We start from the raw sequence: 26,438 nt of genomic DNA on the forward strand, positions 1-26,438 counted from the left end.
CCTTGCGATCCCGCCGCGGCGACTGCCTCACGAGGCGCGGGGTCTGTCGTATCGTGAACGGGTGACCAGGATCATCGCAGGGCGTGCTCGGGGCGCCCGGCTCGAGGTGCCGAGCGCAGGAACCAGGCCGACCAGCGATCGCGTGCGCGAGTCCCTCTTCGGCGCCCTCGAATCCGCCGACGCCATCGACGGCGCCCGCGTGCTCGACCTCTATGCGGGGTCCGGCGCGCTCGGCCTCGAGTCCCTCAGCCGCGGGGCGGCGGCGGTCGACCTCGTCGAGCGCGGACGCCCCGCAGCCGCGATCGTGCGCCGCAACGCGGCCGCAGTCGCCAAGGCGAGCGGCCTGACGACCGCCCGGGTGCACGAGAGCGCCGTCCGCAGCTTCCTGCAGCGCGCCTCCGGGCCGTTCGACCTGGTCTTCTCCGACCCGCCGTACGACCTCGACGACGAGGCGATGACGGCTGACCTGATCGCCCTCGCACCGCTCCTGTCCGAGGACGCCGTCGTGATCGTCGAACGCGCACGTCGCTCGACGCCGCCGGATTTCGCCGCCGCGGCACTCGAGTCGATCCGCGATCGGAACTACGGCGACACCACCCTGTGGTGGGCGGCGCCCGCGGTCGCCCGCGAGGCTCAGCCGGACGCGGAGTCCCAGTCCCGGTAGGGATCCCAGCCGGATACGTCGACCTTCTGCTCGTCGCAGAGCAGATCGTGGTCGCCGCGCGTGCGGACCTCGCCGATGACCCGGAAGCCGGGTGGCAGGATGCCCGAGGGGAACGTGGCGAGGAGCGCGTGGTCCTCTCCCCCGGCCAGTGCCCGTGCCGGATCGTCTCCGAGTGCGGCGCGGTCGAGCGCGATGGTGACGCCGGATGCTGCCGCAAGGCGGCGCGCATCGAGCGCGAGTCCGTCCGAGATGTCCATCATCGCGGTCGCGCCGGCCGTCGCCGCGACGGGCCCCAGACCGATCGGCGGGTTCGGCCGGAGCTGTGCCGAGAGCGCGGAGCTCTCTCCTTCGGCGAGTCGTGCGAGGTCGACGGGGATCGGCGTCTCCCCGTCGCGGAATCGTCCGAACAGGACAGCCAGTCCGCGCGCCGCGTGCCCGAGCTCTCCGGCGACGGCCACCACCTCGCCGGGGCTCGCGCCGTCGCGGGTCACTGCGCGACGGCCCTCCAGATCACCGAGGGCCGTCACCGCCACGGTGAGGACGTCGGAGACGGTGAGGTCTCCCCCGACGACCGCGCAGCCGGGGGCGAGCGCGGCGCACGCCTCGCGGAATCCGTCGGCGAGGCGCTCGACGAACGACAGACGCAGATCGCGAGGCACCGCGAGCGCCACGAGCAGCGCCGTGGGCCGCGCCCCCATCGCCGCCACGTCGGCGAGATTCACTGCGGCCGCCTTCCAGCCGAGGTCGTAGCCGCTCGACCATGCGAGGCGGAAGTCGGGGCCGTGCACGAGCGTGTCCGTCGTGGCCACGACCGTGCCGGACGGTGCGGCGATCACGGCGGCGTCGTCTCCCGGGCCGATCAGCGTGTGCGAGCCGGGGGCGGTGCGGACGAGGATCGCCCGCAGGATCTCCCCTTCGGAGAGGTCGCCGAGGCGCGGGCCATCGTCTTCGGGTCGGGAGGGCATGGAGTCAAAGGTAGCCTGGAACCATGCCCCGTTCTCGTCGCTTCGCAGTCGCCGCGGGCGCCGTCGCGCTCCTCTCGACGCTGGCCGGATGCTCGAGCACGGTCCACCTCGAGCCGGCGGACGATGCGAACAACCCCGCGTGCGCCGACGTGTCGGTGCTGCTCCCCGACGCGATCGGCGAGCTCGACAGGGTGTGGACGGATGCGCAGGCCACCGGCGCCTGGGGCGAGCCGACGGTCGTTCTCCGGTGCGGCGTCCAGCCGCCTGCGCCCTCAGCGCTGGAGTGCGTCACGCTCGGCGGCGTCGACTGGCTCGTCCTCGACCAGGAGGACGAGCGGCAGCGGCTGGTGTCGTTCGGCCGCGACCCCGCGATCGAGGTGATCATCCGGCGCGGCGAGGAGCTCGACTTCGCGACCGTGGTCGAGAGCATCTCGACCAGCATCCAGGCCGGACTGCAGCCGGCGACCGTGACCTGCTCCGACCGGCCGAGCTGAGCAAGGCCGGCCGGAGGTCGCTCAGCGGCGCAGTCCCGCCTCGATGAGCTCCGAGATCAGGTCGCCGTAGTCGAGCCCTGAGGCGACCCAGCACTTCGGGAACATCGAGATCGGCGTGAAGCCTGGCATGGTGTTCAGCTCGTTCACGACGAGCTCTCCCGCAGGTGTGAGGAACATGTCGACCCGCGCGAGTCCGCGGCCGTCGACGGCCTCGAACGAGCGGATCCCGGCGTCCTGGATCGCCGCGATCTCGGCATCCGTCAGATCCGCGGGGCAGATCACGTCGACACCGTCGCCGCCGAGGTACTTGCCCTCGAAGTCGTAGAACCCGCGCGACGTGAGGACGATCTCGCCGGGGAGCGAGGCGCGGACGCCGTCGGCGCCCTCGAGGACGGCGACCTCGATCTCCCGGCCGACGACTCCGGTCTCGATGAGCACCTTGTCGTCCTCCGCGAACGCGACCGCGAGGGCCTCGTCGAGCTCGGACAGATCGGCGACCTTCGACACGCCGACGCTGGAGCCCGCGCGCGCGGGCTTGACGAACAGCGGGAGTCCGAGCGCTTCGGCCGACTTCCGCACGCCCTCGGCATCCGCTGCCCACTGCCTGGCGCGCACCGTGACCCACGGCGCCACCGAGATGCCGGCCGCCTGCAGGGCGATCTTCATGAAGTGCTTGTCCATGCAGAGCGCCGAGTCGAGCACGCCGCCGCCCGCATAGGGCACCTCGAGCGTGTCGAAGTAGCCCTGGATCGTGCCGTCCTCGCCGTGCGTGCCGTGCAGGATCGGCAGCACGATGTCGATCTCGCCGAAGACCTCGGTGGCGCCGTCCGTTCGTACGACGCGGAGGGTCCGGTCGCCACCCGGCTCCGGCCACAGCACGCGGGTGCCGTTGTCGGCGACCTCGGGCAGGTGCGCGGCGTCCAGCGGGAACTTCGCCGGGTCGTCGTCCTCGAGGACGAACGCGCCCTCGCGGGTGATCCCGACCGGGATCACCCGGTAGCGGTCCCGGTCAATCGCCCCGAGCACCCCGCCCGCCGTTGCGGAACTGATCGAGTGCTCGCTGGAACGCCCGCCGAAGAGGACCACCACCGTCTGCTTGTCCATAGCTGGTCCTCTCCCCCTGCGGGGTGTCATCGTCCGTCGTCAGGTGGGGTGCGATGTCGCGGGGGTTCATCTTCCCGTCGAGCACCATCTTCACCTGTTCGACGATGGGCATGTCGACCTCGGACTCGCGTGCGAGCTGCAGGATCGGCGCGACGGACGCGAGTCCCTCGGCGGTCTGCTGCATCTGCTTCACGACGTCCTGGAAGCTGTACCCCTGGCCGAGCAGGCGCCCGGCCGTGTTGTTGCGGCTCAGCGGCGACTGGCAGGTGGCGATCAGGTCGCCGAGCCCTGCGAGTCCCTGCAGCGTCTCCGGGTGCGCCCCGTTCGCGACGGCGAAGTCCGTCATCTCCACGAGCCCGCGGGTGATGATCGACGCCTTGGTGTTCTCTCCGTAGCCGACGCCGTCGACGATCCCGATCGCGACCGCGATCAGGTTCTTCAGCACTCCGCCGAACTCCGTGCCGATCACGTCGGTGTTCACGAACGTGCGGAAGTAGCCGTTGCGCGCGGCGCGGGCGATCTCCTCGGCCGTCTCGAGACTGCGTGAGGAGATCACGGCGGCGGTCGGCTGCTCGCGGGCGATCTCGAGTGCGAGGTTCGGACCGGATGCCACCGCGATGCGCTCCGGGTCGCAGCGCAGCTCCTGCTCGATGACCTGGCTCATCCGGAGGCCCGTCGACCGCTCGACGCCCTTCATCAGGCTGACGACCTTCGCATCGCTGTCGGCGAGCAGCGGCCTCAGGGCCGCGAGGTTCTCCCGGAGCGACTGGCTCGGAACCGAGAGGTACACCTGGTCGGCGCCCCGCAGCGCGATCGCGAGCTCGTGGGTCGCCGCCATGGAGCGGGGAAGATTGATGCCGGGGAGGTACCGCGAGTTGCGCTTCGCCTCGTCGATCTCGTGCGCGAGCTCTGCACGGCGGGCCCACATGGTGACCTGCGCGCCGCCGTCCGCCAGGATCTTGCCGAAGGTGGTGCCCCAGCTGCCGGCGCCGATGACCGCGACGCGGGGTCCGGCCGGTGCGCTTCGCTTAGTCAAGGCGACCCGTCTCCTTCTGTCCGTGGGACGCCGGATTCCACCGCTCGGCGGGAGCCTTCTCGTCACGCAGCCCCTCGAGCAGAGCAGTGATCGCGTTCATCAGACGGGTGGTCGCCTCGCTGAGCGCGGCCTGATCGCCCGCGCGGCCGCGCAGGTCGGAGAGGTCGACGGGGTCGCCGATCACGACGTTCACGGGCTTGCGCGGCGGCCAGAGGCTCAGGCCCTTCTGGTAACGGCCCATGATCGCCTGCGTGCCCCATTGCGCCATCGGGATCAGCGGGATGTCGCCGGCAAGCGCCAGACGCACCGCACCCGACTTCCCCCGCATCGGCCACAGATCGGGGTCCCGGGTGAGAGTGCCCTCCGGGTAGACGATGACGCCGCGGCCGTGTTCGACGAGATCAGCCGACTGCGTCATCGTCTGCTTCGCCGCGGACGCCGAGGAGGTGCGGGCGACGGGGATCATCCCGGTCGAGCGCAGCAGCCAGCCGAGCACCGGGACCTTGAACAGGCTGTCCTTCGTCATGAACCGGGGCGCGCGGCCCAGCCGCCAGACCGCGACCGCGACGATCAGAGGATCGAACTCAGAGTAGTGGTTCGGAGCGAGAACGAACGCGCCTTCGCTCGGCAGCTTCTCGCGGCCGGTGATCCGGATCTTTGCGAGCACCGAGATCAGCGGCACGACGACCGCGGCGAGCGGCCAGAAGAGGCTCGGCCGTCGCTTCTCCGACCCGGAACGCATCGCCGTCACCGGACGACGTCGAAGTCGGCGCCGAGGGCGTCGAGCTTTGCGAGGAACTTCTCGTAGCCGCGGCTGAGGATGTCGACACCGGACACCTTCGACTCGCCCTCGGCCGTCAGCGCGGCGATGACGTGACTGTAGCCGCCCCGGAGGTCCGGAACGACGATGTCCGCGCCGTGCAGGGGCGTCGGGCCGGTGATCACGGCCGCCTGCTCGAGCTCGCGGCGGGGTACGCGACGCGGCCCGTCCTGCAGGCCGTGCGGGTGCACGACGATGTCGGCGCCCATCTTCACCAGGGCGTCCGTGAAGCCCATCCGGTTCTCGTACACCGTCTCGTGCACGACCGAGCGGCCGTTCGCCTGGGTCAGTGCGACCACCAGCGGCTGCTGCCAGTCCGTCATGAATCCGGGATGCACGTCGGTCTCCACGACGACCGGCTTGATCTCGCCGTCGCGGCGGAACAGGATGCCGTCCTCCTGGATGTCGAACCAGCCGCCGGCCTTGCGGAAGACGTTGAGGAAGGTCAGCATCTCCTGCTGCTTGGCGCCGCCGACGAAGATCTCACCGTCGGTCGCGAGAGCGGCCGAAGCCCAGGATGCGGCCTCGTTGCGGTCGAAGATCGAGCGGTGGTCGTAGCCGCGGAGGTGCTCGACGCCCTCGATGAGGATCACCCGGTTGGGCTCGTAGGAGATGATCGCGCCCATCTTCTGCAGCACGGCGATCAGGTCCATGATCTCCGGCTCGATGGCGGCGTTGCGCAGCTCCGTGGTGCCCTCGGCGCGCACCGCGGTGAGCAGCACCTGCTCGGTCGCGCCGACGCTCGGGTACGGGAGGTGGATGTTCGCCCCGTGCAGTCGCCCGTTCGGGCGGGAGAGCCGGATGCCGCTGGGCAGCTTCTCGACGACGGCGCCGAACTTGCGCAGGGCGTCCAGGTGGAAGTCGATCGGGCGATCGCCGATGCGGCAGCCGCCGAGGTCGGGGATGAACGCCTGACCCAGCCGGTGCAGCAGCGGACCGCAGAACAGGATCGGGATGCGCGAGGCGCCGGCGTGCGCGTCGATCTCCTCGAAGTGCGCGGACTCGACATCGCTCGGGTCGAAGATGAGAGCGCCGGGCTCGTCGCCCTCGGTCACCCCGACGCCATGCACCTCGAGCAGCGACCGGACGACGGCGACGTCGCTGATCGCGGGCACGTCGCGGAGCACGCTGACCGTCTCGCCGAGGAGGGATGCCACCATCGCCTTGGTCGCGAGGTTCTTCGCGCCCTTGACATCGACGCGGCCGCGCAGCGGTCGTCCTCCGCGAATGGCGAGAACGTCTCCGGTGAGAGCGGGGACTCCGTCCGGAAGAGCATCGCGCACGGGTGTCGTCATTCGGAGCCTCACTTCATCAAGGAAATCGGGGGCGGGTCGCCCCTGGCTCCCCCGCCCCCTCCGTCTTACTGGACGGGAAGGGTACGTGGCCGCCACGACTCGCGACGGGCCTCGAACTGCGCGATCCTGTCTTCGTTGCGCAGCGTGAGCCCGATGTCATCGAGCCCTTCGAGGAGCCGCCATCTAGTGTAATCGTCGATTCCGATCTGAGCCTGGACGTCACCGATCGAGGCGATCCGCTCCTCGAGGTTCACGGTGATCTGCGCCCCGGGATTCCGGTCGATCTCGGCCCAGATCCGCTCGAGATCCTCCTCGGAGATCGTGGCGGCGAGCAGGCCCTGCTTGCCGGAGTTGCCCCGGAAGATGTCAGCGAAACGCGGGCTGAGCACGACCTTGAACCCGAAGTCGCGCAGCGCCCACACGGCGTGCTCGCGGCTGGATCCGGTGCCGAAGTCCGACCCAGCGACCAGCACGGAAGCCCCCTGGAAGGCAGCCTGGTTGAGGACGAACTCCGGGTCCTGGCGCCACGCGTGGAACAGCGCATCCTCGAAGCCGGTCTTCGTGACCCGCTTGAGGAAGACCGCGGGGATGATCTGGTCGGTGTCGACGTTCGACCGCTTCAGCGGTGCCGCGATGCCGGTGTGCGTGGTGAACTTCTCCATGATCAGACCTCCGCCTGGGTTGCTGAGCCTGTCGAAGCATCGTTCAGGTCGCTCGGGCTCGACAGCGTGCCGAGGATGGCGGTCGCCGCGGCGACCAGCGGCGACACCAGGTGCGTGCGACCGCCCTTGCCCTGGCGGCCCTCGAAGTTGCGGTTCGAGGTGGAGGCGCAGCGCTCACCCGGGGCGAGCTGGTCGGGATTCATGCCGAGGCACATCGAGCAGCCGGCGAAGCGCCACTCGGCGCCGAAGTCCTTGATGACCTGGTCCAGGCCCTCCGCCTCGGCCTCCAGGCGCACGCGGGCGGAGCCGGGGACGACCATCACCCTGACGCCGTCGGCCTTCTTCCTGCCCTTGATGACGGAGGCGAAGGCGCGCAGGTCCTCGATCCGGCTGTTGGTGCACGACCCCATGAACACGGCATCCACCGGCACCTGCTTGAGAGGCGTGCCCGGCGTCAGATCCATGTACTCCAGTGCCCGCTCCGCTGCGGCGCGCTCGTTCGGGTCGGCGATGTCAGCCGGGTCGGGAACGGATGCCGACAGCGAGCTGCCCTGGCCGGGGTTGGTCCCCCAGGTCACGAAGGGCTCGAGAGTGTCGGCGTCGACGAAGACCTCGGCGTCGAACTCTGCGCCGTCGTCGGTCGGCAGGGTGCGCCAGTAGGCGACGGCATCCTCCCAGTCCTGCTCCTTGGGCGCGTGCGCGCGGCCCTCGAGGTACGCGAACGTCGTCTCGTCGGGGGCGACCATGCCTGCCCGCGCGCCCGCCTCGATGGACATGTTGCAGATCGTCATCCGGCCTTCCATCGACAGCGCGCGGATGGCGCTGCCGCGGAACTCCAGGACGTAGCCCTGGCCGCCGCCGGTGCCGATCTTCGCGATGACAGCCAGGATGATGTCCTTCGCCGTCACGCCGGGGCGCAGCGTGCCGTCGACGTTGATCGCCATCGTCTTGAACGGCTTGAGCGGCAGCGTCTGCGTGGCCATGACGTGCTCGACCTCGCTGGTGCCGATGCCGAACGCCATCGCGCCGAAGGCGCCGTGGGTCGACGTGTGCGAGTCGCCGCAGACGACGGTGATGCCGGGCATGGTGAGTCCGAGCTGCGGACCGACGACGTGGACGATGCCCTGCTCCGCGTCGCCCAGCGAGTGCAGGCGCACCCCGAACTCCTCGGCATTGTTGCGCAGCGTCTGGATCTGGGTGCGGCTGGTGAGGTCCGCGATGGGCTTGTCGATGTCCCAGGTCGGGGTGTTGTGGTCCTCGGTCGCGATCGTGAGGTCGAGCCGGCGCAGCGGGCGGCCCTCGGCACGGAGGCCGTCGAAGGCCTGCGGGCTGGTGACCTCGTGCACCAGGTGCAGGTCGATGTAGATGAGGTCCGGCTCGCCGTTCTCGCCCTTGACGACGAGATGGTCGTCCCAGACCTTCTCGGCGAGGGTCCTGCGGCGTACGGGAGCGGCTTCTGCTGCGGGGGTGTTCATTGCGGTTCTCCTGAAGCTGGCGGTTCGGCCCACGATGGACTCCGCGACGAGGAGGGGCTCAGAACGAGATCTCGTCGCGGCCGCTAAGAAGGAGCACGACCCGCATGAGGCCAGGCTACCACCGCTGGAACACCCGGATACGCGACGTGACGCAGGGCTGGGACCTGCGCGCGGTCTGATCCACGACGCAGGTCCCCTGGCATCTACTCGGCGATAGCCGCGCGCTTCTCGGCGCGCTTCTCACGCGAGGAGGCGATGAGGCTCGCGACCGTGGCCACGGTCATCGAGGCCAGGATCACGCCGAGCGAGACCATGTTGTCGATGTCCGGAACCCACTCGACATGCTGTCCGCCGTTGATGAACGGCAGCTCGTTCTCGTGCAGCGCGTGCAGGATGAGCTTGACGCCGATGAAACCGAGGATGACGGCGATGCCGTAGTGCAGGTAGCGCAGGCGGTCGAGGAGATCGCCGAGCAGGAAGTAGAGCTGGCGAAGACCCATCAGCGCGAAGATGTTCGCGGCGAACACCAGGAACGCGTTCGTCGTGATGTCGAAGATCGCGGGGATCGAGTCGATCGCGAACGTCAGGTCGGTGATGCCGATCGTCATGAAGACGATGATCATCGGCGTCCACATCCGCTTGCCGTCGACCGTGGTGCGCACCTTGGCGTCGTCGTAGCCGTCGCTGATGTCGATGCGGCGGCGGAGCAGGCGCACGATGAACGCCTCGCGCTGGACCTCCTCGTCGTGCTCGCCGTCGGGCATCGCCTGCTTGATGGCGGTGTAGATCAGGAAGGCGCCGAAGATGTAGAAGATCGGCGAGAAGTGCTCGATGACGGCGACGCCGATGAGGATGAACGCGCCGCGGAGCACGAGCGCGATGATGATGCCGACCATCAGCACCTGCTGCTGCAGGCGGCGCGGCACGGCGAACTGCGCCATGATCAGCACGAACACGAACAGGTTGTCGATGGAGAGGCTGTATTCCAGCGCCCAGCCGGTGATGAAGTCACCGGCGTTGCGCCAGCCCGCCACGTTGCCGAGGATCACGGCGAACAGGAGCGCGAGGCCGACGTAGAACGCCACCCAGAGGGTGGACTCCCTGGTGGACGGGATGTGCGGGCGGAGACGGACGAGCAGCAGGTCGGCGATCAGGATGACGGTCATCACGATCATCGAGGTGATCTCGAACCAGACAGGGATTTCCAAGGGCGCACTGCACCTTTCGGGAGGGGTCGGGAAGAAGCCGAAAGTCTCTCCCCCGCACTGAGTGCGTCGCGCGACCGGAGCAGCTCTGTCGATGCTCGTGATGACGATCCGCGCGGTTCCGGGATACTCCCTCTCGCAGAGACAATGCTACCGGAGCGCGGGGGCCATGACGAAAAAGGTCGGCGAGGGCCTGTCAGGCGACTCGTCGTGGGGCACGCAGACGCGGCGCACCGATTCTGAGACGATGAGGCATCCGGCGACACTTCCCCGGTGAGAGACATCGAACGGAAACAGGATGCCCGTGCAGACGAGTGATCAGAGATGGGCGGCTCAGGCTGCGGCAGGTGACGAGAGCGCCTTCCGTGATCTGTACCGCGCGTATGTCCGGCCGGTCTACTGGATCGCGCACGGCATCCTCGGCTCCGCCGCCGATGCCGAGGACGTGACGCAGGAGACCTTCGTGGCCGCCTGGCGGAAGCTCCCCGGCTTCGAGCTGCAGGGCGAGTCGATCCTGCCCTGGCTCGCGACGATCTGCCGCTTCCAGGCGGCGAATCGCCTGCGTCGGCGACTGCGCGACCAGGCGCACACGGCGGACGGGGTCGACGAGATGATCCCGTCGACGATCAGCGTCGAGGAGCAGGTCATCACGGCCGCGCTCGCTGAGCGGATCGCGGCCGAGGTCGGCACCCTGAGCGAGCTCGATCGCGAGATATTCCGGCTGTGCGCCGCAGAGGGATACGCGTATCAGGCCGCGGCCGACGAGCTCGGCGTGAGCCACGCCGTCGTCCGGAATCGTCTCTCGCGAGTGCGCACCCAATTGCGCGGTGCTGTGAAGGAAGCGAGCGACGCATGAACGACCAGACCACCATCGATGACCTCCCCGAGCTGAACGACGCGGCGATCGCGCGCATCGAGGCGGCCGTGTTCGCCGAGATCGACGGCGAGCGACCCGTGCCGCAGCCGCACGCCGACCGCGGGCGGGTGCGCCGCCGCCGGTGGCTCACCGGGGTCGGGATCGCCGCGGCATTCGCCGTCGGCGTCCTCGTCACTCCGCCGATCATCGGCGCCCTCGGCGGCTCGCCGATGACGGCCGCCGACGGCGGCTACGTCGCGGAGTCGGGCGCCGTCGCGCCGGAGATGGCGCAGGACTCCGCCGCCATGGAGAGCTCCGCGATCCAGGGCGTGTCCGCAGATCAGAGCCGCGAGATCATCGCGAACGCGAACGCCACGGTGCAGGTCGAGGACATCTCGGATGCCGCGGATGAGATCGCGGCGCTCGCGGAGTCGCACGGCGGCTACGTCGAGAGCACGGAGATCGGCAAGAGCCTCGCGGTCGAGGACGTCTCGGCGCCCGTCCCGCCGGATGCCGGGTACGGCTGGATCAGCATCCGCGTGCCGTCGGCCGACCTCACCGCCGTGATCGATTCGCTCGAGGAGTCGGGTGAGGTCGTCTCGTCCTCCATCTCGCAGCAGGACGTCACCTCCACGGCGATCGACCTGCGAGCACGCGTAGACGCGACGAAGGCGTCAGTGCAGCGGCTGACCGAGCTGATGTCGCAGTCGGGCACCGTGTCCGAGCTGATCGAGGCGGAGATCGCGCTGACCGACCGTCAGGCTCAGCTCGAGTCGTACGAGCAGCAGCTCGCCGCGCTCGAGGATCAGGTGGCGATGTCGAGCCTCCAGGTGCAGCTCACTCGCACCGCCGCTCCGACCTCGGCGGATCCGGCTGGATTCGCAGACGGCCTGCTGGCGGGCTGGAACGGCCTGATCGTCTCACTGAACGCCATCGTGATCGCGTTCGGGTTCATCCTCCCCTGGCTCGGCGTCGCGGCGGTCATCGTGCTGATCATCTGGCTCATCCGCCGGGCCGCGCGCAACCGCCGCGCGACGGCCACGGCCGTCGACGAAGACTGATCCGGCGCTCCGAATCGGGCCGTCCCCGGGACGGTCCGACTCCGTTGATTTTCCGATGTATACAAGAACTCTTGTGCAGTCTTCGGATCGGCCATAGCGTTGCTGCTCGTGGAAGACATCTCCGTGATCACTGCCGTGCATCACCCCCTGCGACGCCGGATGCACGACTACCTGCTGCTGTACGGAACCTCACAGGTGACGACGCTCGCCCGCGCTCTCGACACGCAGGTCGGGAGCATCAGCCATCATCTGCGGATGCTGGAGCGGGCGGGACTCGTCGAACGCGTAGAGGATCCTCACGGCGACAGACGCACGAGCTGGTGGAAGCTCGCCCGCCGCGGCATCACCTGGTCGGCGGATGACTTCGCGGACTCCCCCGCCGACGCACTCCTGGCCCGGGAGGCGCAGCGCCAGGGCATCCGGATGCAGATCGATCGCCTGCAGCGCTGGCATCGACATCACGGCGATCCGGCGTACTCCGCATACGACGCCTCCAACACCGAGTGGACCGCCTGGGCGTCGCCCGACGAGCTGCGCGAGCTGTCCGAGCGGATCGTGACGACGCTGCGCGAGTGGCAGGCGTCGATCGACCTCGAGGACGGCCGGGAGCGCACGCCCGTCTTCTTCTTCGCGCACGCATTCCCCACGGAACCGTGATGGCCGCCGCCGAGCCCGTCCGGCTGAGCGAGCCGCCGGCCTTCCGGCGGGACGTGCGCGTGCACGCCTGGATCGGTGTCAAGGCGCTCTCCGACGCCGGCGACGCTCTCTGGACGATCGCCCTCGCCTGGACGGCCGTGCAGATCGCCTCCCCTGCCGTCGCCGGACTCATCGTCGCCGCGGGTACGGTGCCCCGGGCGGTGGTCCTGCTGTTCGGGGGCGTGATCGCCGACCGCTCGGACGCACGGCGGGTGATGATGCTGTTCAACATCCTGAGGGTCGGGGTGCTCATCGCCGTGGCCCTGTGGGTGCCGGCGAGCCCGCCGACCGTGGCCGCGCTGCTGTTCGCCGCGATCGCGTTCGGAGTCTGCGACGCGTTCTACGAACCCTCTGCCGGGACGATCGCGCGGCGATTGGTACGGCCTGAGGATCTGCCCTCCTACGGCGCCGTGGCGCAGACCGCCTCGCGCCTCGGCACGATGGCGGGCGCCGCGATCGGCGGCGTGGTCGTCGCGTATGCCGGACTCGGCGGGAGCGCCACGGCGAACGCGCTCACCTTCACGCTGGTCGTCGCATTCATCGCGATCTGGCTGCGGCCGAGGTTCCTGCTCGCCAGGGCGGCGAAGGAGTCCGCGCTCCGAGGGATCGCCCACGGCTTCTCGCACCTGCGCGATAATCCGGCGACCCGCACGCTCGTGCTCGCGCTGTCGGGGCTCAACCTCGCGGTCGGCCCGGCGGTCGGCATCGGGCTCGCGCTGCGTGCGCACGATCAGGGCTGGGGCGCGCAGGCCGTCGGCCTGTTCGAGGCGCTGCTCGGGCTGGGTGCGGCGATCGGCGCGGTGTCCGTCGCGAGATGGCGTCCCCGCCGGGAGGCGTTCGCGGGCTTCTGGGCGCTCGTCGCGCAGGGCGCGGGGATCACCGCGCTCGGCTTCGGGCCAGCGTGGAGCGTGGCCGCGGCGTCCTTCGCGATCGGCGCGACGGCCGGCTACGCCTCGGTGCTGCTGAGTGCGACGTTCTCGGCGACCGTCGACACCGCCTATCTCGGCCGGATGGGCTCGATCACCCGGCTCGGCGACGACTGCCTCATGCCCGTGGCGATGGCGGGGTTCGGCGCCCTCGCCTCGGTCACCGCACTGTGGGTGCCGTTCGCCGTGTTCGGAGGAGCGATGATGGCGCTCATGATCGTGCCGCTGCGCACCGCCGCGTTCCGGCGGATGACGCTCAGTTCGGTTACGGCGGCGTCCGCTGAACCGTCACGCCCCGCGTGAACCCTCGCAGGCTCTGTCGGTTCACCCGGAGCAGCTGCCGGACACGAAGAAAGCCCTCGGCGAACCGAGGGCTTTCGACTGCTGTGTGACCCCAGCGGGATTCGAACCCGCGTTACCGCCGTGAGAGGGCGGCGTACTAGGCCTCTATACGATGGGGCCGTCTGGCAGGAGCGTTTCCGTCCCGCGACAACTGTTCAAGTATGCCATGGCGATTCTCAGGTCGCCAAATCGACGCCGGGGACCTCGGATTCCCGGGCGTGGCGTGACGGACGGAGGGTTTGCCCGCGCGCGCAAGTAGGAGTTGACTCGTCACATGCGCGTCACGAAGTTCGAACATGCCTGCCTCCGCATCGACGAGACCGACCAGACCCTCCTGATCGATCCCGGTTCGTTCACGACTCCGCTCGACGATCTCGGCGACGTCGCCGGCATCGTGATCACGCACGAGCATCCGGATCACTGGACGCCCGAGCATCTCGACCGCATCCTGCGCGTGGTCCCGGGAGCTCCGGTCTTCGCGCCGGCCGGCGTGGCGCGCGCAGCGGAGGGATACGACGTCACGGTCGTGGCACCGGGCGACGTCATCGAGGTCGGCGACTTCACGCTGAGGTTCTTCGGCGGCGTGCACGAGGTCATCCACTCCTCCATCCCCGTGATCGACAACGTGGGCGTGCTGGTGAACGACGAGCTGTATTACCCCGGGGATTCCTATGCGGTTCCCGAAGGGGCCGCCGTCCGCACGCTCGCCGCTCCCCTCGGCGCTCCCTGGCTGAAGATCGGCGAGGCGATGGATTACGTGCTCGCGGTGCAGCCGCGACGTGCGTTCGGCACGCACGACATGACGCTCTCCGTCATCGGCAAGGGCATGCACCGGGCGCGCCTCCAGTGGGCGACGGAGCAGGGCGGCGGCGAGTTCTTCGCGCTCGAGCCCGGCGACACGCTCGACATCTGAACGTGGCAGACTCCCCCACCGCTGAGCGGGCCCTCGATGAGGCCGGGGTCCGCGAGCTCCTTCGCGCGGCTGCTCCCCACCTGGCCGCGCAGTCGCTCCGCCTCGTCGCGGAGGGCTGGGACAACGCGATCTGGCGCCTCGGCGACGACCTCGCGGTCCGTCTTCCCCGACGCGCGCTCGCCGTCCCGCTGATCGCACACGAACAGCGCGCGCTGCCGGAGGTGGGTCCTCGCCTCGCCGCCCTCGGCATCCGCACGCCGATGCCGGTGCTGTGCGGCACGCCGACCGCCGGGTTCCCCTGGCCCTGGTCGGTCGTTCCGTGGATCGAGGGCGCCGCTGCTCTCGGGCGGCCCCGCGACGAGAACACGGCCTTGGCGTCACCCCTCGCCGAAGCCCTCGACGCCCTGCATCGAGACGCTCCTGCGGATGCGCCGGTGAATCCGGTCCGCGGCGTGCCACTCGAGGAGCGCGACGACGTGATGCGGGAACGGCTCGACCGGTTCCGCGGTCGGACGGCGCTCAGGGATGCATGGTCGGCGGGTCTGCGCGCACCCGCGGCCACGGAGCGCGTCTGGATCCACGGCGACCTGCATCCGGGGAACATCCTGGTCGAGGGCGCCGAGCTCGCCGCTTTCATCGACTTCGGCGACGTGACGGCCGGCGACCCCGCGTACGACATCGCGGTCGCCTGGCTGCTCTTCGACGCGGGAGGGCGCGGCGCGTTCCGCGCGGCGTGCGGCTCGCGCTACGACGAGGCGACCTGGGTTCGCGCACGTGCCTGGGCTGCGTACCTCGCCCTGGTCCTCCTCGCGCAGAGCGACGACCGTCCTGAGTACCTCGCCGTCGGCGAGAGCACAGCCGGCGAGCTCGCCCTGGGCTGAGCGCCTAGGCCAGGGCCGCGCGCACCCGGAGGTCGCGCGCGAGGTGGTCGCGCTGCTCGATCACCACGCGCCGTAGCGCCGCGGGCGCCGACTCGTGCGCGTCCAGCCATGCGTCCGCGAGGTCGAGGGCGTCCGTCGCCGGGAACAGCCCGACCACGAGGCGCTGCGCCAGTTCGATGCTGCGCTCGTGCCAGGCATCCGCGATGCGAGCGAAGTACTCCTCGTCGAAGCGCGCGATCAGATCGCGACGCCCACCGGCGCGGAAGCCACTGATCTCGGCATCCAGGTGGTCGTTGCTCAGCGTCAGGTCACTCCAGGCCGCGTCCCACGCGGCCGAGCGGACCCCGGCGTCCGGGCGGGATGCCAGGGCGCGGCGTGCCGCGGTGTGCCCCGTGGCGGTGTCGTCGCGCTCCAGCTCCGAGGCGATGTCCTCGGCGTCGGCGTGCCCGGTGGTCACCAGTGCTGTGAGCAGCTGCCAGCGCAGGTCGGGGTCGACCGTGAGCCCTTCGGGGACGTCACCGTCGAGCAGCGAGCGGATCTCGGCGCTGCGGACGTCATCGAACGCGGATGCCGTCGCCAGCGCACGCGCCCAGGAGAGCTGCCCGTCGCTGCCGGGATCGGCCTGTCGGAGCGCGTTCCACGCCGCCTCGGTCCATACCCGCTGCTCGTCGGCACGACGTTCGTCTGCGACGAAATGGCGGAGCGCGAACGCGGCATGCGGCAGGATGCCGGCGAGCAGTCCGATGTTCGGCTCGCCCGGGGCGTGCTCGCGCACGATCGCGACGTAGCGCACCGCGTCGAGTTCACCGTCGCGCGTCGCGTTCCAGAGTGATGACCAGACCAGAGCACGCGCCAGGGGGTCGTCGATCGACGACAGGGACGCCTCGACTGTCGCCAGCGAGCGCTCGTTGAGCCGCACCTTGGCATACGTGAGGTCGTCGTCGTTCAGGAGCACGAGATCCGCGTCCTGGAGGTCCACGACCGTGCGCTCCTCGGAGATGTCCAGCTCCGACTGCGCACGGCGGACGACCCGGCCGTCCACCCTGTCATACAGGCCGATGCGCAGCCGATGTGGGCGAGGGGCGGCCTGCATGAGGACCGCGCGGCCGTCGGCATCCGTCTCCGTCCACAGCGTGGACATGCCCGACGTCTCGAGCCAGGCCTTCGACCAGCCGGTCATGTCGCGGCCGGAGACGGCACTGAGCTGCACGAGGAAGTCGTCGAGCGTGGTGTTGCCGAACGCGTTGGCGGCGAAGTAGCGGCGGGCGCCCTCGAAGAAGGCCTCGTCACCGACGAAGGCGACCAGCTGCTTGAGGACCGCAGCGCCCTTCGCGTACGTGATGCCGTCGAAGTTGAGTTTGGCCGCCTCGAGATCGGTGATGTCGGCGACGATCGGATGCGTGGTCGGCAGTTGGTCCTGCTGATACGCCCATGCCTTGCGGTTCGCGGCGAACTTCACCCAGGCGTCGTGGAATCGCGTCGCCACCGCCGATGCGTGCGAGCCCATGTAGTCGGCGAACGACTCCTTGAGCCACAGATCGTCCCACCACTTCATCGTGACGAGATCGCCGAACCACATGTGCGCCATCTCGTGCAGGATCGTGTTGGCGCGCGCGGCGCGCTGTGCGTCGGTCGCCGCACCGCGCGACAGATAGGCCTCGGTGAACGTGACGAGCCCGGGGTTCTCCATCGCGCCGAGGTTGTACTCCGGGACGAAGATCTGGTCGTACTTGCCCCACGGGTATGGATACGCGAAGGAGTCGGTGAAGAAGTCGAGTCCCTGACGGGTGATCTCGAGGATCTCGTCCGCTTCGAGATGCTGCACCAGCGAACGACGGGCGAACACACCGAGGGCGATGCCCTGCTCGTCGCGGTGCCACTCGCCGTCGACGCGGGCATAGGGGCCTGCGGCGACCGCGGTGATGTAGCTGGAGACAGGGAGCGTCGGCGCGAACTCGACGCGCTGCACGCCGAGACCGATGTCGGTCTTCAGTGGTGCCTGGTTCGACAGCACCTCCCACCCCGCCGGCGCATCGACCACGAACGTGTACGACGCCTTCATGTCCGGCTGCTCGAAGCACGCCATCACCCGGCGCGAGTCGGCCGGCTCGTACTGCGTGTAGAGGTAGGTCTCCTCGTCAGCGGGATCATGGAAGCGATGGAGCCCCTCACCGGATCGGCTGTACGCTCCGGTGGCCTCCACCCGGACGGTGTTCGAGGCCGCGAGGCCGGACAGCCGGATCCTCGCCCCGTCGAACACGACCTCCTGCTCCTGATCGTTCAGCACGACGCGATCGACCGACTCGCCGATGAAGTCGAGCCACGTCTCAGGCGCGTCGGAGTCGAACTCCAGGGTGGTCGCGGTGGGGAATCCGGTCCGGGACCGCTCCGGTGCCCCCGTGAGGTCGAGCTCGACGCGGATGCTGCGGACGGACACCGCAGCGGATCGCGCCGCGGTCTCCTCCCGGGTGAGGTTGGCTGTATCCATCCCTCCATCCTGTCATCCGGTCGGGGTGGATCCGCGCCTAGGCGTCGCCGTCGGCGAGCAGACGGCGGATCGCGGTCTCGGCTGCGACGGTCAGGTCGAGGGTCTGCCCTCGTGCGTAGCGGCGGAAGACCCGGGGGTCGATGTAGCTCGCCTTCGCCACGGCCGTGGTGTTGCCGAGGGCGGATGCGGTGGCCTGGATCGCCAGCCGCTCCGCCCGCCGCCGCTGCGCCCCGGTGTCGAGCACGCCGATCCGCGAGAGGGCATCCGCCGCGAGGATCGTGCCATGCAGCGTCCGGAAGTCCTTCGCGGAGAACAGCCCTCCGGTCACCTCCTTCAGATGGCTGTTCACCTCCGCCGGAGTCAGGCGAACGCGCCGCCGGCCCTTCCGGTATGCGAGGAGCGCCGCGCGCGGCGATCCGACGGCGAACTCCGCGAGCGCTTCGGCCAGTGCGGCATCCGCGATCTCGATGTGCGCCCTTCGCCCGCTCTTGCCCGGAAAGCCGAGTGTGACGGCACTGCCCTCGACACTCACGTCTTTTCGCCGAAGCGTCGTCAGGCCGCGGCTGCCGTGACGCACCAGATAGCGCTGGGATCCGACACGGAGGGCGGCGTCGTCCAGGAGCCGGAACGCGACGGCCAGCGCCCGCTCTCGCGTCAGCCCCGGCTCCCGCAGCGCCCGGGTGACGCGCGCACGCGCCAGGGGCAGGGCCTCCGCGAGTCTCAGGGCGCGCGCGAACTTGCGACGATCGCGGCGCGCCCGCCAGAGCGGGTGGTAGAGGTACTGCCGCCGCCCCGCGTCGTCGATGCCGACGGCCTGGATGTGCGCCAGCGGGTCGGCCGCGATCCAGACGTCGGCCCACGCCGGCGGGATCGCGAGGTCCCGGATGCGCTCCCGGTCAGCGGGGCCAGCGGGTCTGCCGTCGCCGTCCAGATACCGGAATCCCGTCCCCGCTCCGAGACGACGGAACCCGGAGTCCTCGCCGGGAACCGCGCGGCTCAGCGCTGCCATCTCCCCGTCTCCTCCCCGCGTCGCCCGCCGGCGCGTTCCGATTCAGGATGCCGTCGCCGCACGGCGTGGCGAAGGGGCTGGTACGCGGACGCCGCCGATGCTACGGGGATCCGCGCCCGAAGCCGCCGTTCTAGCCGCCGGGCGCCGGATGATCAACCCCCTCTCCTCCCGCGGCGCCGGCGCCTACCGTGGACGCTCAGCCGCACAACGTCGGAAGGAGAAGAAGATGAGCACCACCACCATCACTTCAGAGATCGACGTGGACGTGCCGATCAGCGCCGCGTACGAGCAGTGGACGCAGTTCGAGACGTTCCCGGAGTACCTCACCGGAGTCGAGGAGGTGACGCAGCTGGACGACACGACCACGCACTGGACCGTGAACGTCGGAGGCGTCCGGCGCGAGTTCGACGCGCGCATCGTCGATCAGGTGCCCGATCACCACATCACCTGGCGCAGCCTCAACGAGGTCGCACACGAGGGGCGGGTCTCATTCCACCCGGGCCCGGAGGGACGCACACGGATCGAGCTGAGCATGGACTGGGAGCCTGAGCGCTTCGCCGAGAAGGTGGGCGCTGCCCTCCAGGTCGACGACATGATCGTGAAGCGCGACCTGCAGCGCTTCAAGGAGTTCATCGAGAGCCGGCGGACGCCGACCGGCGGCTGGCGTGGCGAAGTCCACGGCGGGAGTGTCCGAGGCGACGACCCGGACCTGAGCGTCTGACCCCAGGACTGTCCGGCTGTGCGCATCCACTCCCCTGCCGCAGCCGGGCAGCTGCGTCACCGCGGTGCGGCCTCAGCGGACGGCGCCCCGTTCGCCTGGGCGGGCACGACACGCTCCAGTGCCGATGCCAGCAGCCCGACGGCGAGGCTGCCGGCCACCATGAGAGCGATGAACCACGCGTCGAGGCCCTCGCCGAGCATGACTCCCGCAACGAGCGGACCCGTGATGGCCCCAGCCTGGAACGCCGCGGAGTTGATGGCGTTGTAGCGGCCGCGGGTGCGATCCGTCGCGAGGTCGTTGTAGATCGCCGGCACAGTCGGCTGAAGCATCGTCTCCCCGAAAGCGAACACGCCCATGTAGGCGATCACGCCGATCGCGGCGGCGACGGAACCGGGAAGAAGGCCCGTCGCCCCCAGCACGACCCACGAGAGCGCCCAGACGAGCGCCATGACCTGCATGACCCGCGTGCGACGCCGGCCGGTGATGAGCCTCAGCACGGTGAACTGGAGCAGCACGATCACCGCGGTGTTCACGGCGAAGGCGATGCCGACGACCTGCGTCGACACGCCGGCGACCTGACGCGCGAAGGCCGGGAACCCGGCCTCCATCTGGCCGTAGCCGATGAACACGGCGAGGAAGGTGAGCAGGGTCAGCCAGAGCACGGCCGGCCGGCGGACGATGGCCCGGTAGCCGCCCGGCTCTTCGGCGGTGCCGTCGTCGGGGTCGGACTGCGTGCGCACGTGGCGCAGCGGACCGAGCAGCAGAGCGAGCGGGACGAGTGCGGTCGCGGCATCGATCAGGAAGATCGCGGTGAACGTGGCGGGATCGTCGACGTTCACGAAGAATCCGCCGATCACTCCTCCTATGCCGATGCCGAGATTCACGAGTGCGAAGTTGACACCGAAGTACTGCTGTCGCACCTCGCCGTCGACGACGCTCGCGATCAGGGCATTGAAGCCGGGCCAGGAGACGCCGAAGTTGACGCCGATCAGCATGACCGCGACAGCCGCGATCGCGGGGTGCGTCGCGAACGCGAGCAGGCTGCAGCCGGCGATCATCGCGAGGAGCCCCGCGATGAGTACCCGGCGCGCCCCGAAGCGGTCGATCAGGGTTCCGCCCGGACCGGTGACGACGAGGCCCGTGATCGCGATCAGGCTCATCAGGGCGCCCGAGAGTCCGAGCTCGAACCCCCGCACCTCGTGCAGATAGATGATGGTGAACGGCAGCGTCATTCCGCGCCCGAAGGTCTGGATCGCCACGGTCGACAGCAGCCAGCGCCCCTCCGTGGGCAGCGCATTCCAGAACGCCTTCATACCGGTCACCCGAGCATTCTGCCCGATGCCTCGGACATCCGGGGGCTGGAGGCCCATTCGCCGATTGTCCGATGTCCGCGGAGTCTGGCATCATCACGATCATGCCGATGTCGATCGATGAGTTCTGCGCGTCCCTGTTGAGCACGGAGCATCGGCACGCGCTCGGCATCCGGCTCACGGATGACGAGGCGCGTCGCGTGCACGACGACCCCGCTGCCTCCCGGAACTGGTACGCGTACTGGCTCGCGTCGGCTCCACCCGCGCCGATCGCCGCACCCGCCTTGGCATCGCCCCCTCCCGCGTACCGACCGCACGACCCGCAGCAGGCCGCGTACCCGGGATACAGCCCGGAGCAGGCCGTGTACCCGGCCGCGTACTCAGGCATGCCCGCCGACGCGGTCGAGCCGGTGAAGCAGAAGAACGTCGGCCTCTGGATCGTGCTCTCGGTCCTCGGCGCTCTGATACTCATCGCGGTGCTCGTCGTGGTCGCGGCCTTCGCGACCGCACGGCACTGGACGAAGGTCGATGTGCCCGAGCAGCCGGAGACGTTCCACAGCGAGGAGTACGAGACCGGCCGGCACGACGTCACGATGGATGACGTGAACCCGTGCCATGTGGATCAGGACTGGACGGACTGCACCGACCTCATGGTCGCCACGTACACGGCCGCGTGCGTCGGAGTCGAGTTGACCGAGGCCGCCGATGCGATCTGCACCGAGTACAGCGGCGCGATCGACGAGATGAAGGCGCAGGATGCCGACGGCTACTACGTCGCGTCGCTCGGCACCTTCGGCAGCCTGCATCAGAGCGCCGAGACCGCGATGCGCGACGTCTCGAACGAGGACTACGAGCCGGCTGTGACGCACGAGGCGGTCTGCTACCTCGGATTCATCGGGGAATGCGACTGAGGTCTCAGTCTCGTTCGCCCTTCTCGTCGATCGCCTCGAGAAGATCCTTGAACGCCTTCTCGATCTTGGCGTGGTGATATTGACCGGCGCGGCTCTCCGCCGAGATCACCGCGCAGCGATGGATCCTGCGGAAGTCGCCGTACGGGAATCGGTAGCGTCCTTTGGTGCCCTCGGTCTCCGAGGTCTCCTCGCCGAGGTGCCACCGCGCGAACTCGTCCATCCCGTTCCTCTCGATGAACGCGTTCTCCTCGTCGGCCGTCGGCGCGTGCTCGCTCCAGTCGTCGCGCTCGTCGTGGACGATGTCCCCGCTGCGCACGAGCCCCCTTGCGTGGGACAGCGCGTTCTCGTTCAGCCGCACGGTCATGGCCTCGCTCCCTTCCGAGTCGCTGCGCCGGGTGCGCCGCTTTCGCGGCGAGAGTAGTCCGCCACGGCTCGCGCGCGCACCCCCGTTGACCTCACGAGAGAGACGGGTCATCATGATCTCCGCGGTGAAAGCCCCTTGTCCTCGGCACGATGCCGCGGGACAGTTGTCTCGAGGGAATGTCCTGTCGAACCCGGAGGTGAGGACGATGAAGGCGAAGGTCGGCGACCACCTGATCGTGGAGGGTCACACGGACTCTGAGCACAGACGCGAGGCGGAGGTTCTCGAGGTGCGCGGCGAAGACGGAGCCCCGCCGTATCTCGTCCGCTGGAGCGACGGGCATGAGGGCCTGATGTACCCAGGGACGGACGCACGGGTCACCCATTCGGCGTAGTCGCGCTCATGACGGCGATCTCACTGCGTCGGAAACGACGAAACCCCCGCTCACGCGGGGGTTTTCGTCTTGCTGGGGTACCTGGACTCGAACCAAGAACAACGGAACCAGAAACCGCCGTGTTGCCAATTACACCATACCCCAAGGGCGAAACCTGCGCCTCGCACCGAGAGTCAAGCTTACCCGAGCAGCGGCCGGAACGCCAAAACGAGCGATCCGCGCCGCCACCCGGGCGCGTCGTCAGTCCGCGAGGAATTCGATGAGCGCGCGCAGACGGCGCAGGGACTCCTCCTTGCCGAGCAGCTCCATCGACTCGAACAGAGGCGGCGAGATCCGGCGGCCCGTGATCGCGACGCGCGGCGGTCCGTACGCGACCCGCGGCTTGAGCTCGAGGTCCTCGACGAGCGCCTTCGCGAGAGCATCCTGAACCTTGTCCGGCGTGAAATCCTCGACCGGCTCGAGCGCGGCGATGCATGCTTCGAGCACGTCCGCCGCGTTGGCCGGGAGGCCCTTGAGCGCGTCGGCCTCGTAGGTGATCTCGTCGGTGAAGAGGAAACCGACCATCCCTGGGACCTCGCCGAGCAGCTGCACGCGCTCCTGCACGAGCGGCGCCACGCGGAATGCCAGCACGAGCTGCTCGTGCGTCGGCTCGTCGAACAGCCCTGCGGCCGCGAGGTACGGGATCGTGCGCTCGGCGAAGTCCTTCACGTCGAGCATCCGGATGTGGTCGCCGTTGATCGACTCGGCCTTCTTCTGATCGAAGCGCGCCGGGTTCGGATTCACGTTCACGATGTCGAAGGCCGCGGTGAACTCGTCGAGCGAGAACACGTCGCGGTCGTGCCCGATCGACCAGCCCAGAAGAGCCAGGTAGTTCAGGAGTCCCTCACGGATGAAGCCGCGGTCGCGGTGAAGGAACAGGTCGGCCTGCGGATCGCGCTTGGAGAGCTTCTTGTTGCCGGTCTCCCCCAGCACCAGCGGCATGTGCGCGAAGCGCGGCACGAAGGTCGTCACCCCCGCGTCGATGAGCGCCGCGTACAGCGACAGCTGGCGGGCCGTCGACGGCATGAGGTCCTCGCCGCGGAGCACATGGGTGATGCCCATGAGCGCGTCGTCCACCGGGTTCACGAACGTGTACAGCGGGACGCCGTTGGGGCGCACGACCACGAAGTCCGGGAACGATCCTGCGGGGAACGTGACCTCGCCGCGGATCAGGTCGACGTAGGTGACGTCCTCGTCCGGCACCCGCAGGCGCAGCGCCGGCTGGCGGCCCTCGGTGCGGAACGCGGCCTTCTGCTCGTCGGTGAGGTCGCGGTCGAAGTTGTCGTAGCCGAGCTGCTTGGCGCGGTCGTTCGCCTCGTTGCGGGCGTCGATCTCCTCCGCCGTCGAGTAGCTCTCGTAGAGCGCCCCTGTGGCGACCAGCTTCTCGATCACGCCGCGGTAGATGTCGTGACGCTCGGATTGACGGTACGGCGCGTGCGGGCCGCCGACCTCGACACCCTCGTCCCAGTCGATCTTGAGCCAGGTGAGCGCGTCGACGAGCTGACGGAAGCTCTCCTCGCTGTCACGCGCGGCGTCGGTGTCCTCGATGCGGAACACCATCCTGCCGCCGGTGTGACGGGCGTACGCCCAGTTGTAGAGCGCGGTGCGAACCATGCCGACATGCGGCAGGCCGGTCGGCGAGGGGCAGAAGCGGACGCGGACGTCGGCACCACTTGCGGTTGTGGTGAGGGGATGAGGAGTAGCCATAGCCCCTCAATCCTACGGCTCGGCCCCGGCTCGCCGCGCGGGTGCGCCCTCGCTTCAGTCCCTCATCGCGGACGCGCCTCGTGCGAGCGGCGACAGCACCACGATCGCGACCACCAGGACGGATGCCGCGACGCCGAGCCCCGCGTACTGGAAGTTCGACAGGATCACTCCGGCGAGCACGGCACCCGCCGCGGCCGACAGGCTCATCAGGGAGTCGCTGCGACCCTGGCGGCGCGTGCGCAGCTCGGGCGCCGACGCCTCGGTGAGAAGCGCGGCACCGGCGACGGTCGCGGCGCTCCACCCGAGACCGAGGAGGATCAGCGCGACCATCACTCCCCACGCCTCGCTGTTCGCGAACACCGCGAACGCGAGTGCCCCGCCGAGGAGGATCTGACCGAGCAGCACGACCCGCAGGCGCCCCCAGCGGTCGGCGAGGATGCCGAACAGGGGCGAGAGCGCGTACATGCCGCCGACGTGCAGCGCGATGGTCACTCCGACGAGGGCCGAGACGTCGGCTGGCGTCGGGTCCATGCCGTCCACCCCGTGCGCCATGTGCGCCAGATGCACGGGCGTCATCGCCATGACGGACGCCATCACCACGTGCGAGCCCGCGACGGCGAAGATCGCGTAGCGCGCGACGACGGGACGATCCACGACCACGAGTCCGGTGGCCTCTGCGGCCGCCTTGGCGATCCGCTGCGCTGCGAGAAGCGGATCGGGGCGCAGCGCCACGATGTACAGCACCAGGGCGATGCACTGCGCCACGAAGGAGAACACGTAGGACCCGGTCTGCGGCGGCATCCCGATCGCGGCTCCGACGATCTCGCCGGGGCCGAGCAGCAGCGGCCCGGCGACCCCGCCGATGGTCGTCGCCCAGACGACGATCGACAGATCGCGTCCTCGATGCGCGGGGGCCGCGAGGTCGGTCGCCGCGAAGCGCGACTGCAGGTTTCCCGCGTTGCCTGCGCCGATCATCAGGATGCCGGCCAGCAGCAGCGGGAACACGCGGACGGATGCCGCGAGGATGACGACCGCGATGCCGACGAGGGCGAACAGGTTGCCGAGGGTCAGAGCGCGGCGGCGGCCCACGCGCGCGGCGAGCCGTGCCAGCGGGATCGCGCACAGCGCCGCCCCGAGCGTGACCGACGCGGTCGCGAGGCCGGAGAGGGCGTCGCTGCCGGAGATGTCCGCCGCGAGCAGCGCGCCGAGCGACACCGTCGCCCCGAAGGCGATGCCGCCGAGCACCTGCCCGACCGACAGGATGAGCACGGTCCGCCGCTGGACGGACGCCTGCTGCGTCGGGGTGAGGACGACGGTCACGGCACGGGCTGAGCGTCGCGCACGGTGTTGCGCAGGATGCCGAGGCCGGTGATCTCGACCTCGACCGTGTCACCGGCTTCGAAGGTGCCGACGCCGGCCGGGGTGCCGGTGAGGATGACGTCGCCGGGGAGCAGCGTGAACACTGCTGAGGCGTACTCGATGATCGACTCCACGGAGTGGATCATGTCGGTCAGCGGGGCGTGCTGGCGGACCTCGCCGTTCACACGCGTCTCGATGGTCGCGGATGCCGGGTCGAAGTCGGTCTCGATGACCGGGCCGAGAGGGCAGAACGTGTCGAAGCCCTTGGCCCTGGACCACTGACCGTCCTTGCGCTGCAGGTCGCGGGCCGTGACGTCGTTGCCGATCGTGTAGCCGAGGACATGGCCGAGAGCATCCGCCGCCTTGATGTTCTTCGCGATCCTGCCGATCACGACGGCGAGCTCTCCCTCGTACTCGGTTCGCTCGGACAGCGCCGGCCGGACGATCGCGTCTCCGGGGCCGATCACCGCGGTGTTGGGCTTCAGAAACAGCAGCGGCTCCTCGGGCGCCACTCCCCCCATCTCGGCCGCATGGTCGTGATAGTTCTTGCCGACGCACACCACCTTCGAGCGCGGGATCACCGGCGCGAGCAGCGCGGCATCGGCGAGCGGCACGCGCGCGCCCGTCGTCTCGTATCCGGAGAACAGCGGGTCACCGGCGAGCACGACCAGGTCGGACTCGTCGACGATCCCGTACATGATGGCGTCGTCGTGGCTGAATCGGGCGATCTTCACCCGTCCAGCC

General features: G+C 69.5%; 26 protein-coding genes and 2 tRNA genes. 11 read left to right on the forward strand and 17 right to left on the reverse strand.

What is annotated here, in order from left to right; translation table 11 throughout:
- The first annotated feature begins 61 nt into the window (after positions 1 to 61).
- Positions 62 to 664, forward strand: a complete 603-nt coding sequence (gene rsmD, locus IPV10_RS02655) for a 16S rRNA (guanine(966)-N(2))-methyltransferase RsmD (protein ID WP_207480128.1) — start codon at positions 62 to 64, stop codon at positions 662 to 664.
- Here rsmD and thiL read toward each other — a convergent pair.
- The gene (gene thiL, locus IPV10_RS02660) at positions 634 to 1,629 is read right to left on the reverse strand and encodes a thiamine-phosphate kinase (RefSeq protein ID WP_207480131.1); all 996 of its coding nucleotides are present in this window, start codon (positions 1,627 to 1,629) and stop codon (positions 634 to 636) included. The genes rsmD and thiL overlap by 31 nt on opposite strands.
- 23 nt (positions 1,630 to 1,652) lie before the next feature.
- On the opposite strand from thiL, the gene IPV10_RS02665 reads away from it, so the two are divergent.
- Complete coding sequence (locus IPV10_RS02665; RefSeq protein ID WP_207480133.1) at positions 1,653 to 2,123, forward strand: DUF3515 family protein; 471 nt, start codon at positions 1,653 to 1,655, stop codon at positions 2,121 to 2,123.
- 21 nt (positions 2,124 to 2,144) lie between these two features.
- Here the strand turns inward: IPV10_RS02665 and IPV10_RS02670 are convergent, their stop codons facing one another.
- The 7 genes from IPV10_RS02670 to IPV10_RS02700 form a co-directional block, all read right to left on the reverse strand.
- Positions 2,145 to 3,227, reverse strand: coding sequence for a D-alanine--D-alanine ligase family protein (locus IPV10_RS02670; protein WP_207480135.1), 1,083 nt, complete (start codon positions 3,225 to 3,227; stop codon positions 2,145 to 2,147).
- Entirely contained in the window at positions 3,133 to 4,263 is a 1,131-nt protein-coding gene (locus IPV10_RS02675) for an NAD(P)H-dependent glycerol-3-phosphate dehydrogenase (RefSeq protein ID WP_207480137.1), read from the reverse strand. Before IPV10_RS02675 ends, IPV10_RS02670 begins: the two co-directional genes overlap by 95 nt.
- Positions 4,256 to 5,005, reverse strand: a complete 750-nt coding sequence (locus IPV10_RS02680; protein ID WP_207480139.1) for a 1-acyl-sn-glycerol-3-phosphate acyltransferase — start codon at positions 5,003 to 5,005, stop codon at positions 4,256 to 4,258. The genes IPV10_RS02675 and IPV10_RS02680 overlap by 8 nt, the downstream gene beginning before the upstream one ends.
- Before the next feature lie 5 nt (positions 5,006 to 5,010).
- Positions 5,011 to 6,378: a UDP-N-acetylglucosamine 1-carboxyvinyltransferase gene (murA, locus tag IPV10_RS02685; protein WP_207480141.1), complete on the reverse strand. Its 1,368-nt coding sequence runs from the start codon at positions 6,376 to 6,378 to the stop codon at positions 5,011 to 5,013.
- A 65-nt stretch (positions 6,379 to 6,443) separates the two neighbouring features.
- Positions 6,444 to 7,040 carry a 3-isopropylmalate dehydratase small subunit gene (gene leuD / locus IPV10_RS02690; protein ID WP_207480143.1) on the reverse strand — a complete coding sequence of 199 codons (597 nt, stop codon included), beginning with the start codon at positions 7,038 to 7,040 and terminating at the stop codon, positions 6,444 to 6,446.
- A gap of 2 nt (positions 7,041 to 7,042) precedes the next feature.
- Complete coding sequence (leuC, locus tag IPV10_RS02695; protein ID WP_207480145.1) at positions 7,043 to 8,515, reverse strand: 3-isopropylmalate dehydratase large subunit; 1,473 nt, start codon at positions 8,513 to 8,515, stop codon at positions 7,043 to 7,045.
- 203 nt (positions 8,516 to 8,718) lie between these two features.
- A complete protein-coding gene (locus IPV10_RS02700) occupies positions 8,719 to 9,723 on the reverse strand; it encodes a TerC/Alx family metal homeostasis membrane protein (protein ID WP_207480147.1) in 1,005 nt (334 codons plus the stop codon).
- Between the two features lie 295 nt (positions 9,724 to 10,018).
- Here IPV10_RS02700 and IPV10_RS02705 point away from each other — a divergent pair, with 295 nt between their 5' ends.
- The 4 genes from IPV10_RS02705 to IPV10_RS02720 all read left to right on the forward strand — a co-directional run bounded on the left by IPV10_RS02705 (position 10,019) and on the right by IPV10_RS02720 (position 13,562).
- Positions 10,019 to 10,576 carry an RNA polymerase sigma factor gene (locus IPV10_RS02705; protein ID WP_207480149.1) on the forward strand — a complete coding sequence of 186 codons (558 nt, stop codon included), beginning with the start codon at positions 10,019 to 10,021 and terminating at the stop codon, positions 10,574 to 10,576.
- Entirely contained in the window at positions 10,573 to 11,637 is a 1,065-nt protein-coding gene (locus IPV10_RS02710; protein WP_207480151.1) for a DUF4349 domain-containing protein, read from the forward strand. Before IPV10_RS02705 ends, IPV10_RS02710 begins: the two co-directional genes overlap by 4 nt.
- Positions 11,638 to 11,745: 108 nt before the next feature.
- Positions 11,746 to 12,294 (forward strand): helix-turn-helix domain-containing protein, encoded by a 549-nt coding sequence (locus tag IPV10_RS02715; RefSeq protein ID WP_207480153.1) that lies wholly within the window; start codon positions 11,746 to 11,748, stop codon positions 12,292 to 12,294.
- The gene (locus tag IPV10_RS02720; RefSeq protein ID WP_242684579.1) at positions 12,294 to 13,562 is read left to right on the forward strand and encodes an MFS transporter; all 1,269 of its coding nucleotides are present in this window, start codon (positions 12,294 to 12,296) and stop codon (positions 13,560 to 13,562) included. The genes IPV10_RS02715 and IPV10_RS02720 overlap by 1 nt, the downstream gene beginning before the upstream one ends.
- 86 nt (positions 13,563 to 13,648) lie before the next feature.
- Here the strand turns inward: IPV10_RS02720 and IPV10_RS02725 are convergent.
- Positions 13,649 to 13,721 (reverse strand) — tRNA-Glu (locus IPV10_RS02725).
- Positions 13,722 to 13,875: 154 nt separating this feature from the next.
- Here IPV10_RS02725 and IPV10_RS02730 point away from each other — a divergent pair.
- Together IPV10_RS02730 and IPV10_RS02735 are read left to right on the forward strand one after the other, a co-directional pair.
- Complete coding sequence (locus IPV10_RS02730) at positions 13,876 to 14,514, forward strand: MBL fold metallo-hydrolase (RefSeq protein WP_207480157.1); 639 nt, start codon at positions 13,876 to 13,878, stop codon at positions 14,512 to 14,514.
- A gap of 2 nt (positions 14,515 to 14,516) precedes the next feature.
- A complete protein-coding gene (locus IPV10_RS02735) occupies positions 14,517 to 15,395 on the forward strand; it encodes an aminoglycoside phosphotransferase family protein (RefSeq protein WP_207480160.1) in 879 nt (292 codons plus the stop codon).
- A gap of 4 nt (positions 15,396 to 15,399) precedes the next feature.
- Here IPV10_RS02735 and pepN read toward each other — a convergent pair whose 3' ends face one another.
- On the reverse strand, positions 15,400 to 17,883 hold the full coding sequence (pepN, locus tag IPV10_RS02740) for an aminopeptidase N (protein WP_207480162.1): 2,484 nt from the start codon (positions 17,881 to 17,883) through the stop codon (positions 15,400 to 15,402).
- 37 nt (positions 17,884 to 17,920) lie between these two features.
- Positions 17,921 to 18,892: a DNA topoisomerase IB gene (locus IPV10_RS02745; RefSeq protein WP_207480164.1), complete on the reverse strand. Its 972-nt coding sequence runs from the start codon at positions 18,890 to 18,892 to the stop codon at positions 17,921 to 17,923.
- A gap of 226 nt (positions 18,893 to 19,118) precedes the next feature.
- Between IPV10_RS02745 and IPV10_RS02750 the strand changes: the two genes are divergently transcribed.
- Positions 19,119 to 19,613 (forward strand): SRPBCC family protein, encoded by a 495-nt coding sequence (locus IPV10_RS02750; protein WP_207480166.1) that lies wholly within the window; start codon positions 19,119 to 19,121, stop codon positions 19,611 to 19,613.
- Positions 19,614 to 19,669: 56 nt separating this feature from the next.
- Here the strand turns inward: IPV10_RS02750 and IPV10_RS02755 are convergent, their stop codons facing one another.
- The gene (locus IPV10_RS02755; protein ID WP_242684591.1) at positions 19,670 to 20,926 is read right to left on the reverse strand and encodes an MFS transporter; all 1,257 of its coding nucleotides are present in this window, start codon (positions 20,924 to 20,926) and stop codon (positions 19,670 to 19,672) included.
- Positions 20,927 to 20,997: 71 nt separating this feature from the next.
- On the opposite strand from IPV10_RS02755, the gene IPV10_RS02760 reads away from it, so the two are divergent.
- Positions 20,998 to 21,834: a hypothetical protein gene (locus IPV10_RS02760; RefSeq protein WP_207480169.1), complete on the forward strand. Its 837-nt coding sequence runs from the start codon at positions 20,998 to 21,000 to the stop codon at positions 21,832 to 21,834.
- Positions 21,835 to 21,838: 4 nt separating this feature from the next.
- Here IPV10_RS02760 and IPV10_RS02765 read toward each other — a convergent pair whose 3' ends face one another.
- Positions 21,839 to 22,198 (reverse strand): hypothetical protein, encoded by a 360-nt coding sequence (locus IPV10_RS02765; protein WP_207480171.1) that lies wholly within the window; start codon positions 22,196 to 22,198, stop codon positions 21,839 to 21,841.
- A gap of 205 nt (positions 22,199 to 22,403) precedes the next feature.
- Here IPV10_RS02765 and IPV10_RS02770 point away from each other — a divergent pair, with 205 nt between their 5' ends.
- Complete coding sequence (locus tag IPV10_RS02770) at positions 22,404 to 22,589, forward strand: DUF1918 domain-containing protein (RefSeq protein ID WP_207480173.1); 186 nt, start codon at positions 22,404 to 22,406, stop codon at positions 22,587 to 22,589.
- 72 nt (positions 22,590 to 22,661) lie between these two features.
- Here the strand turns inward: IPV10_RS02770 and IPV10_RS02775 are convergent.
- The 4 genes from IPV10_RS02775 to IPV10_RS02790 all read right to left on the reverse strand — a co-directional run bounded on the left by IPV10_RS02775 (position 22,662) and on the right by IPV10_RS02790 (position 26,428).
- Positions 22,662 to 22,733: transfer RNA gene (locus tag IPV10_RS02775), tRNA-Gln, on the reverse strand.
- Positions 22,734 to 22,829: 96 nt separating this feature from the next.
- Positions 22,830 to 24,335 carry a glutamate--tRNA ligase gene (gene gltX, locus IPV10_RS02780; RefSeq protein WP_207480175.1) on the reverse strand — a complete coding sequence of 502 codons (1,506 nt, stop codon included), beginning with the start codon at positions 24,333 to 24,335 and terminating at the stop codon, positions 22,830 to 22,832.
- A gap of 54 nt (positions 24,336 to 24,389) precedes the next feature.
- Complete coding sequence (locus IPV10_RS02785) at positions 24,390 to 25,655, reverse strand: MFS transporter (protein WP_207480176.1); 1,266 nt, start codon at positions 25,653 to 25,655, stop codon at positions 24,390 to 24,392.
- Positions 25,652 to 26,428: a fumarylacetoacetate hydrolase family protein gene (locus tag IPV10_RS02790; RefSeq protein ID WP_207480178.1), complete on the reverse strand. Its 777-nt coding sequence runs from the start codon at positions 26,426 to 26,428 to the stop codon at positions 25,652 to 25,654. Before IPV10_RS02790 ends, IPV10_RS02785 begins: the two co-directional genes overlap by 4 nt.
- Between the last annotated feature and the right edge of the window lie 10 nt (positions 26,429 to 26,438).

It is taken from the genome of Microbacterium sp. SD291, from assembly GCF_017355365.1.
In the GTDB taxonomy this organism is placed as follows: Bacteria; Actinomycetota; Actinomycetes; order Actinomycetales; family Microbacteriaceae; genus Microbacterium.

Coding starts and splice junctions, on each gene's coding strand:
- thiL (WP_207480131.1), bottom strand. CDS start 1,629: ATGCCCTCCCGACCCGAAGACGATGGCCCGCGCCTCGGCGACCTCTCC.
- IPV10_RS02665 (WP_207480133.1), top strand. CDS start 1,653: ATGCCCCGTTCTCGTCGCTTCGCAGTCGCCGCGGGCGCCGTCGCGCTC.
- IPV10_RS02670 (WP_207480135.1), bottom strand. CDS start 3,227: ATGGACAAGCAGACGGTGGTGGTCCTCTTCGGCGGGCGTTCCAGCGAG.
- IPV10_RS02680 (WP_207480139.1), bottom strand. CDS start 5,005: ATGCGTTCCGGGTCGGAGAAGCGACGGCCGAGCCTCTTCTGGCCGCTC.
- murA (WP_207480141.1), bottom strand. CDS start 6,378: ATGACGACACCCGTGCGCGATGCTCTTCCGGACGGAGTCCCCGCTCTC.
- leuD (WP_207480143.1), bottom strand. CDS start 7,040: ATGGAGAAGTTCACCACGCACACCGGCATCGCGGCACCGCTGAAGCGG.
- leuC (WP_207480145.1), bottom strand. CDS start 8,515: ATGAACACCCCCGCAGCAGAAGCCGCTCCCGTACGCCGCAGGACCCTC.
- IPV10_RS02705 (WP_207480149.1), top strand. CDS start 10,019: ATGCCCGTGCAGACGAGTGATCAGAGATGGGCGGCTCAGGCTGCGGCA.
- IPV10_RS02710 (WP_207480151.1), top strand. CDS start 10,573: ATGAACGACCAGACCACCATCGATGACCTCCCCGAGCTGAACGACGCG.
- IPV10_RS02720 (WP_242684579.1), top strand. CDS start 12,294: ATGGCCGCCGCCGAGCCCGTCCGGCTGAGCGAGCCGCCGGCCTTCCGG.
- IPV10_RS02730 (WP_207480157.1), top strand. CDS start 13,876: ATGCGCGTCACGAAGTTCGAACATGCCTGCCTCCGCATCGACGAGACC.
- pepN (WP_207480162.1), bottom strand. CDS start 17,883: ATGGATACAGCCAACCTCACCCGGGAGGAGACCGCGGCGCGATCCGCT.
- IPV10_RS02745 (WP_207480164.1), bottom strand. CDS start 18,892: ATGGCAGCGCTGAGCCGCGCGGTTCCCGGCGAGGACTCCGGGTTCCGT.
- IPV10_RS02750 (WP_207480166.1), top strand. CDS start 19,119: ATGAGCACCACCACCATCACTTCAGAGATCGACGTGGACGTGCCGATC.
- IPV10_RS02755 (WP_242684591.1), bottom strand. CDS start 20,926: ATGAAGGCGTTCTGGAATGCGCTGCCCACGGAGGGGCGCTGGCTGCTG.
- IPV10_RS02760 (WP_207480169.1), top strand. CDS start 20,998: ATGTCCGCGGAGTCTGGCATCATCACGATCATGCCGATGTCGATCGAT.
- IPV10_RS02765 (WP_207480171.1), bottom strand. CDS start 22,198: ATGACCGTGCGGCTGAACGAGAACGCGCTGTCCCACGCAAGGGGGCTC.
- IPV10_RS02770 (WP_207480173.1), top strand. CDS start 22,404: ATGAAGGCGAAGGTCGGCGACCACCTGATCGTGGAGGGTCACACGGAC.
- gltX (WP_207480175.1), bottom strand. CDS start 24,335: ATGGCTACTCCTCATCCCCTCACCACAACCGCAAGTGGTGCCGACGTC.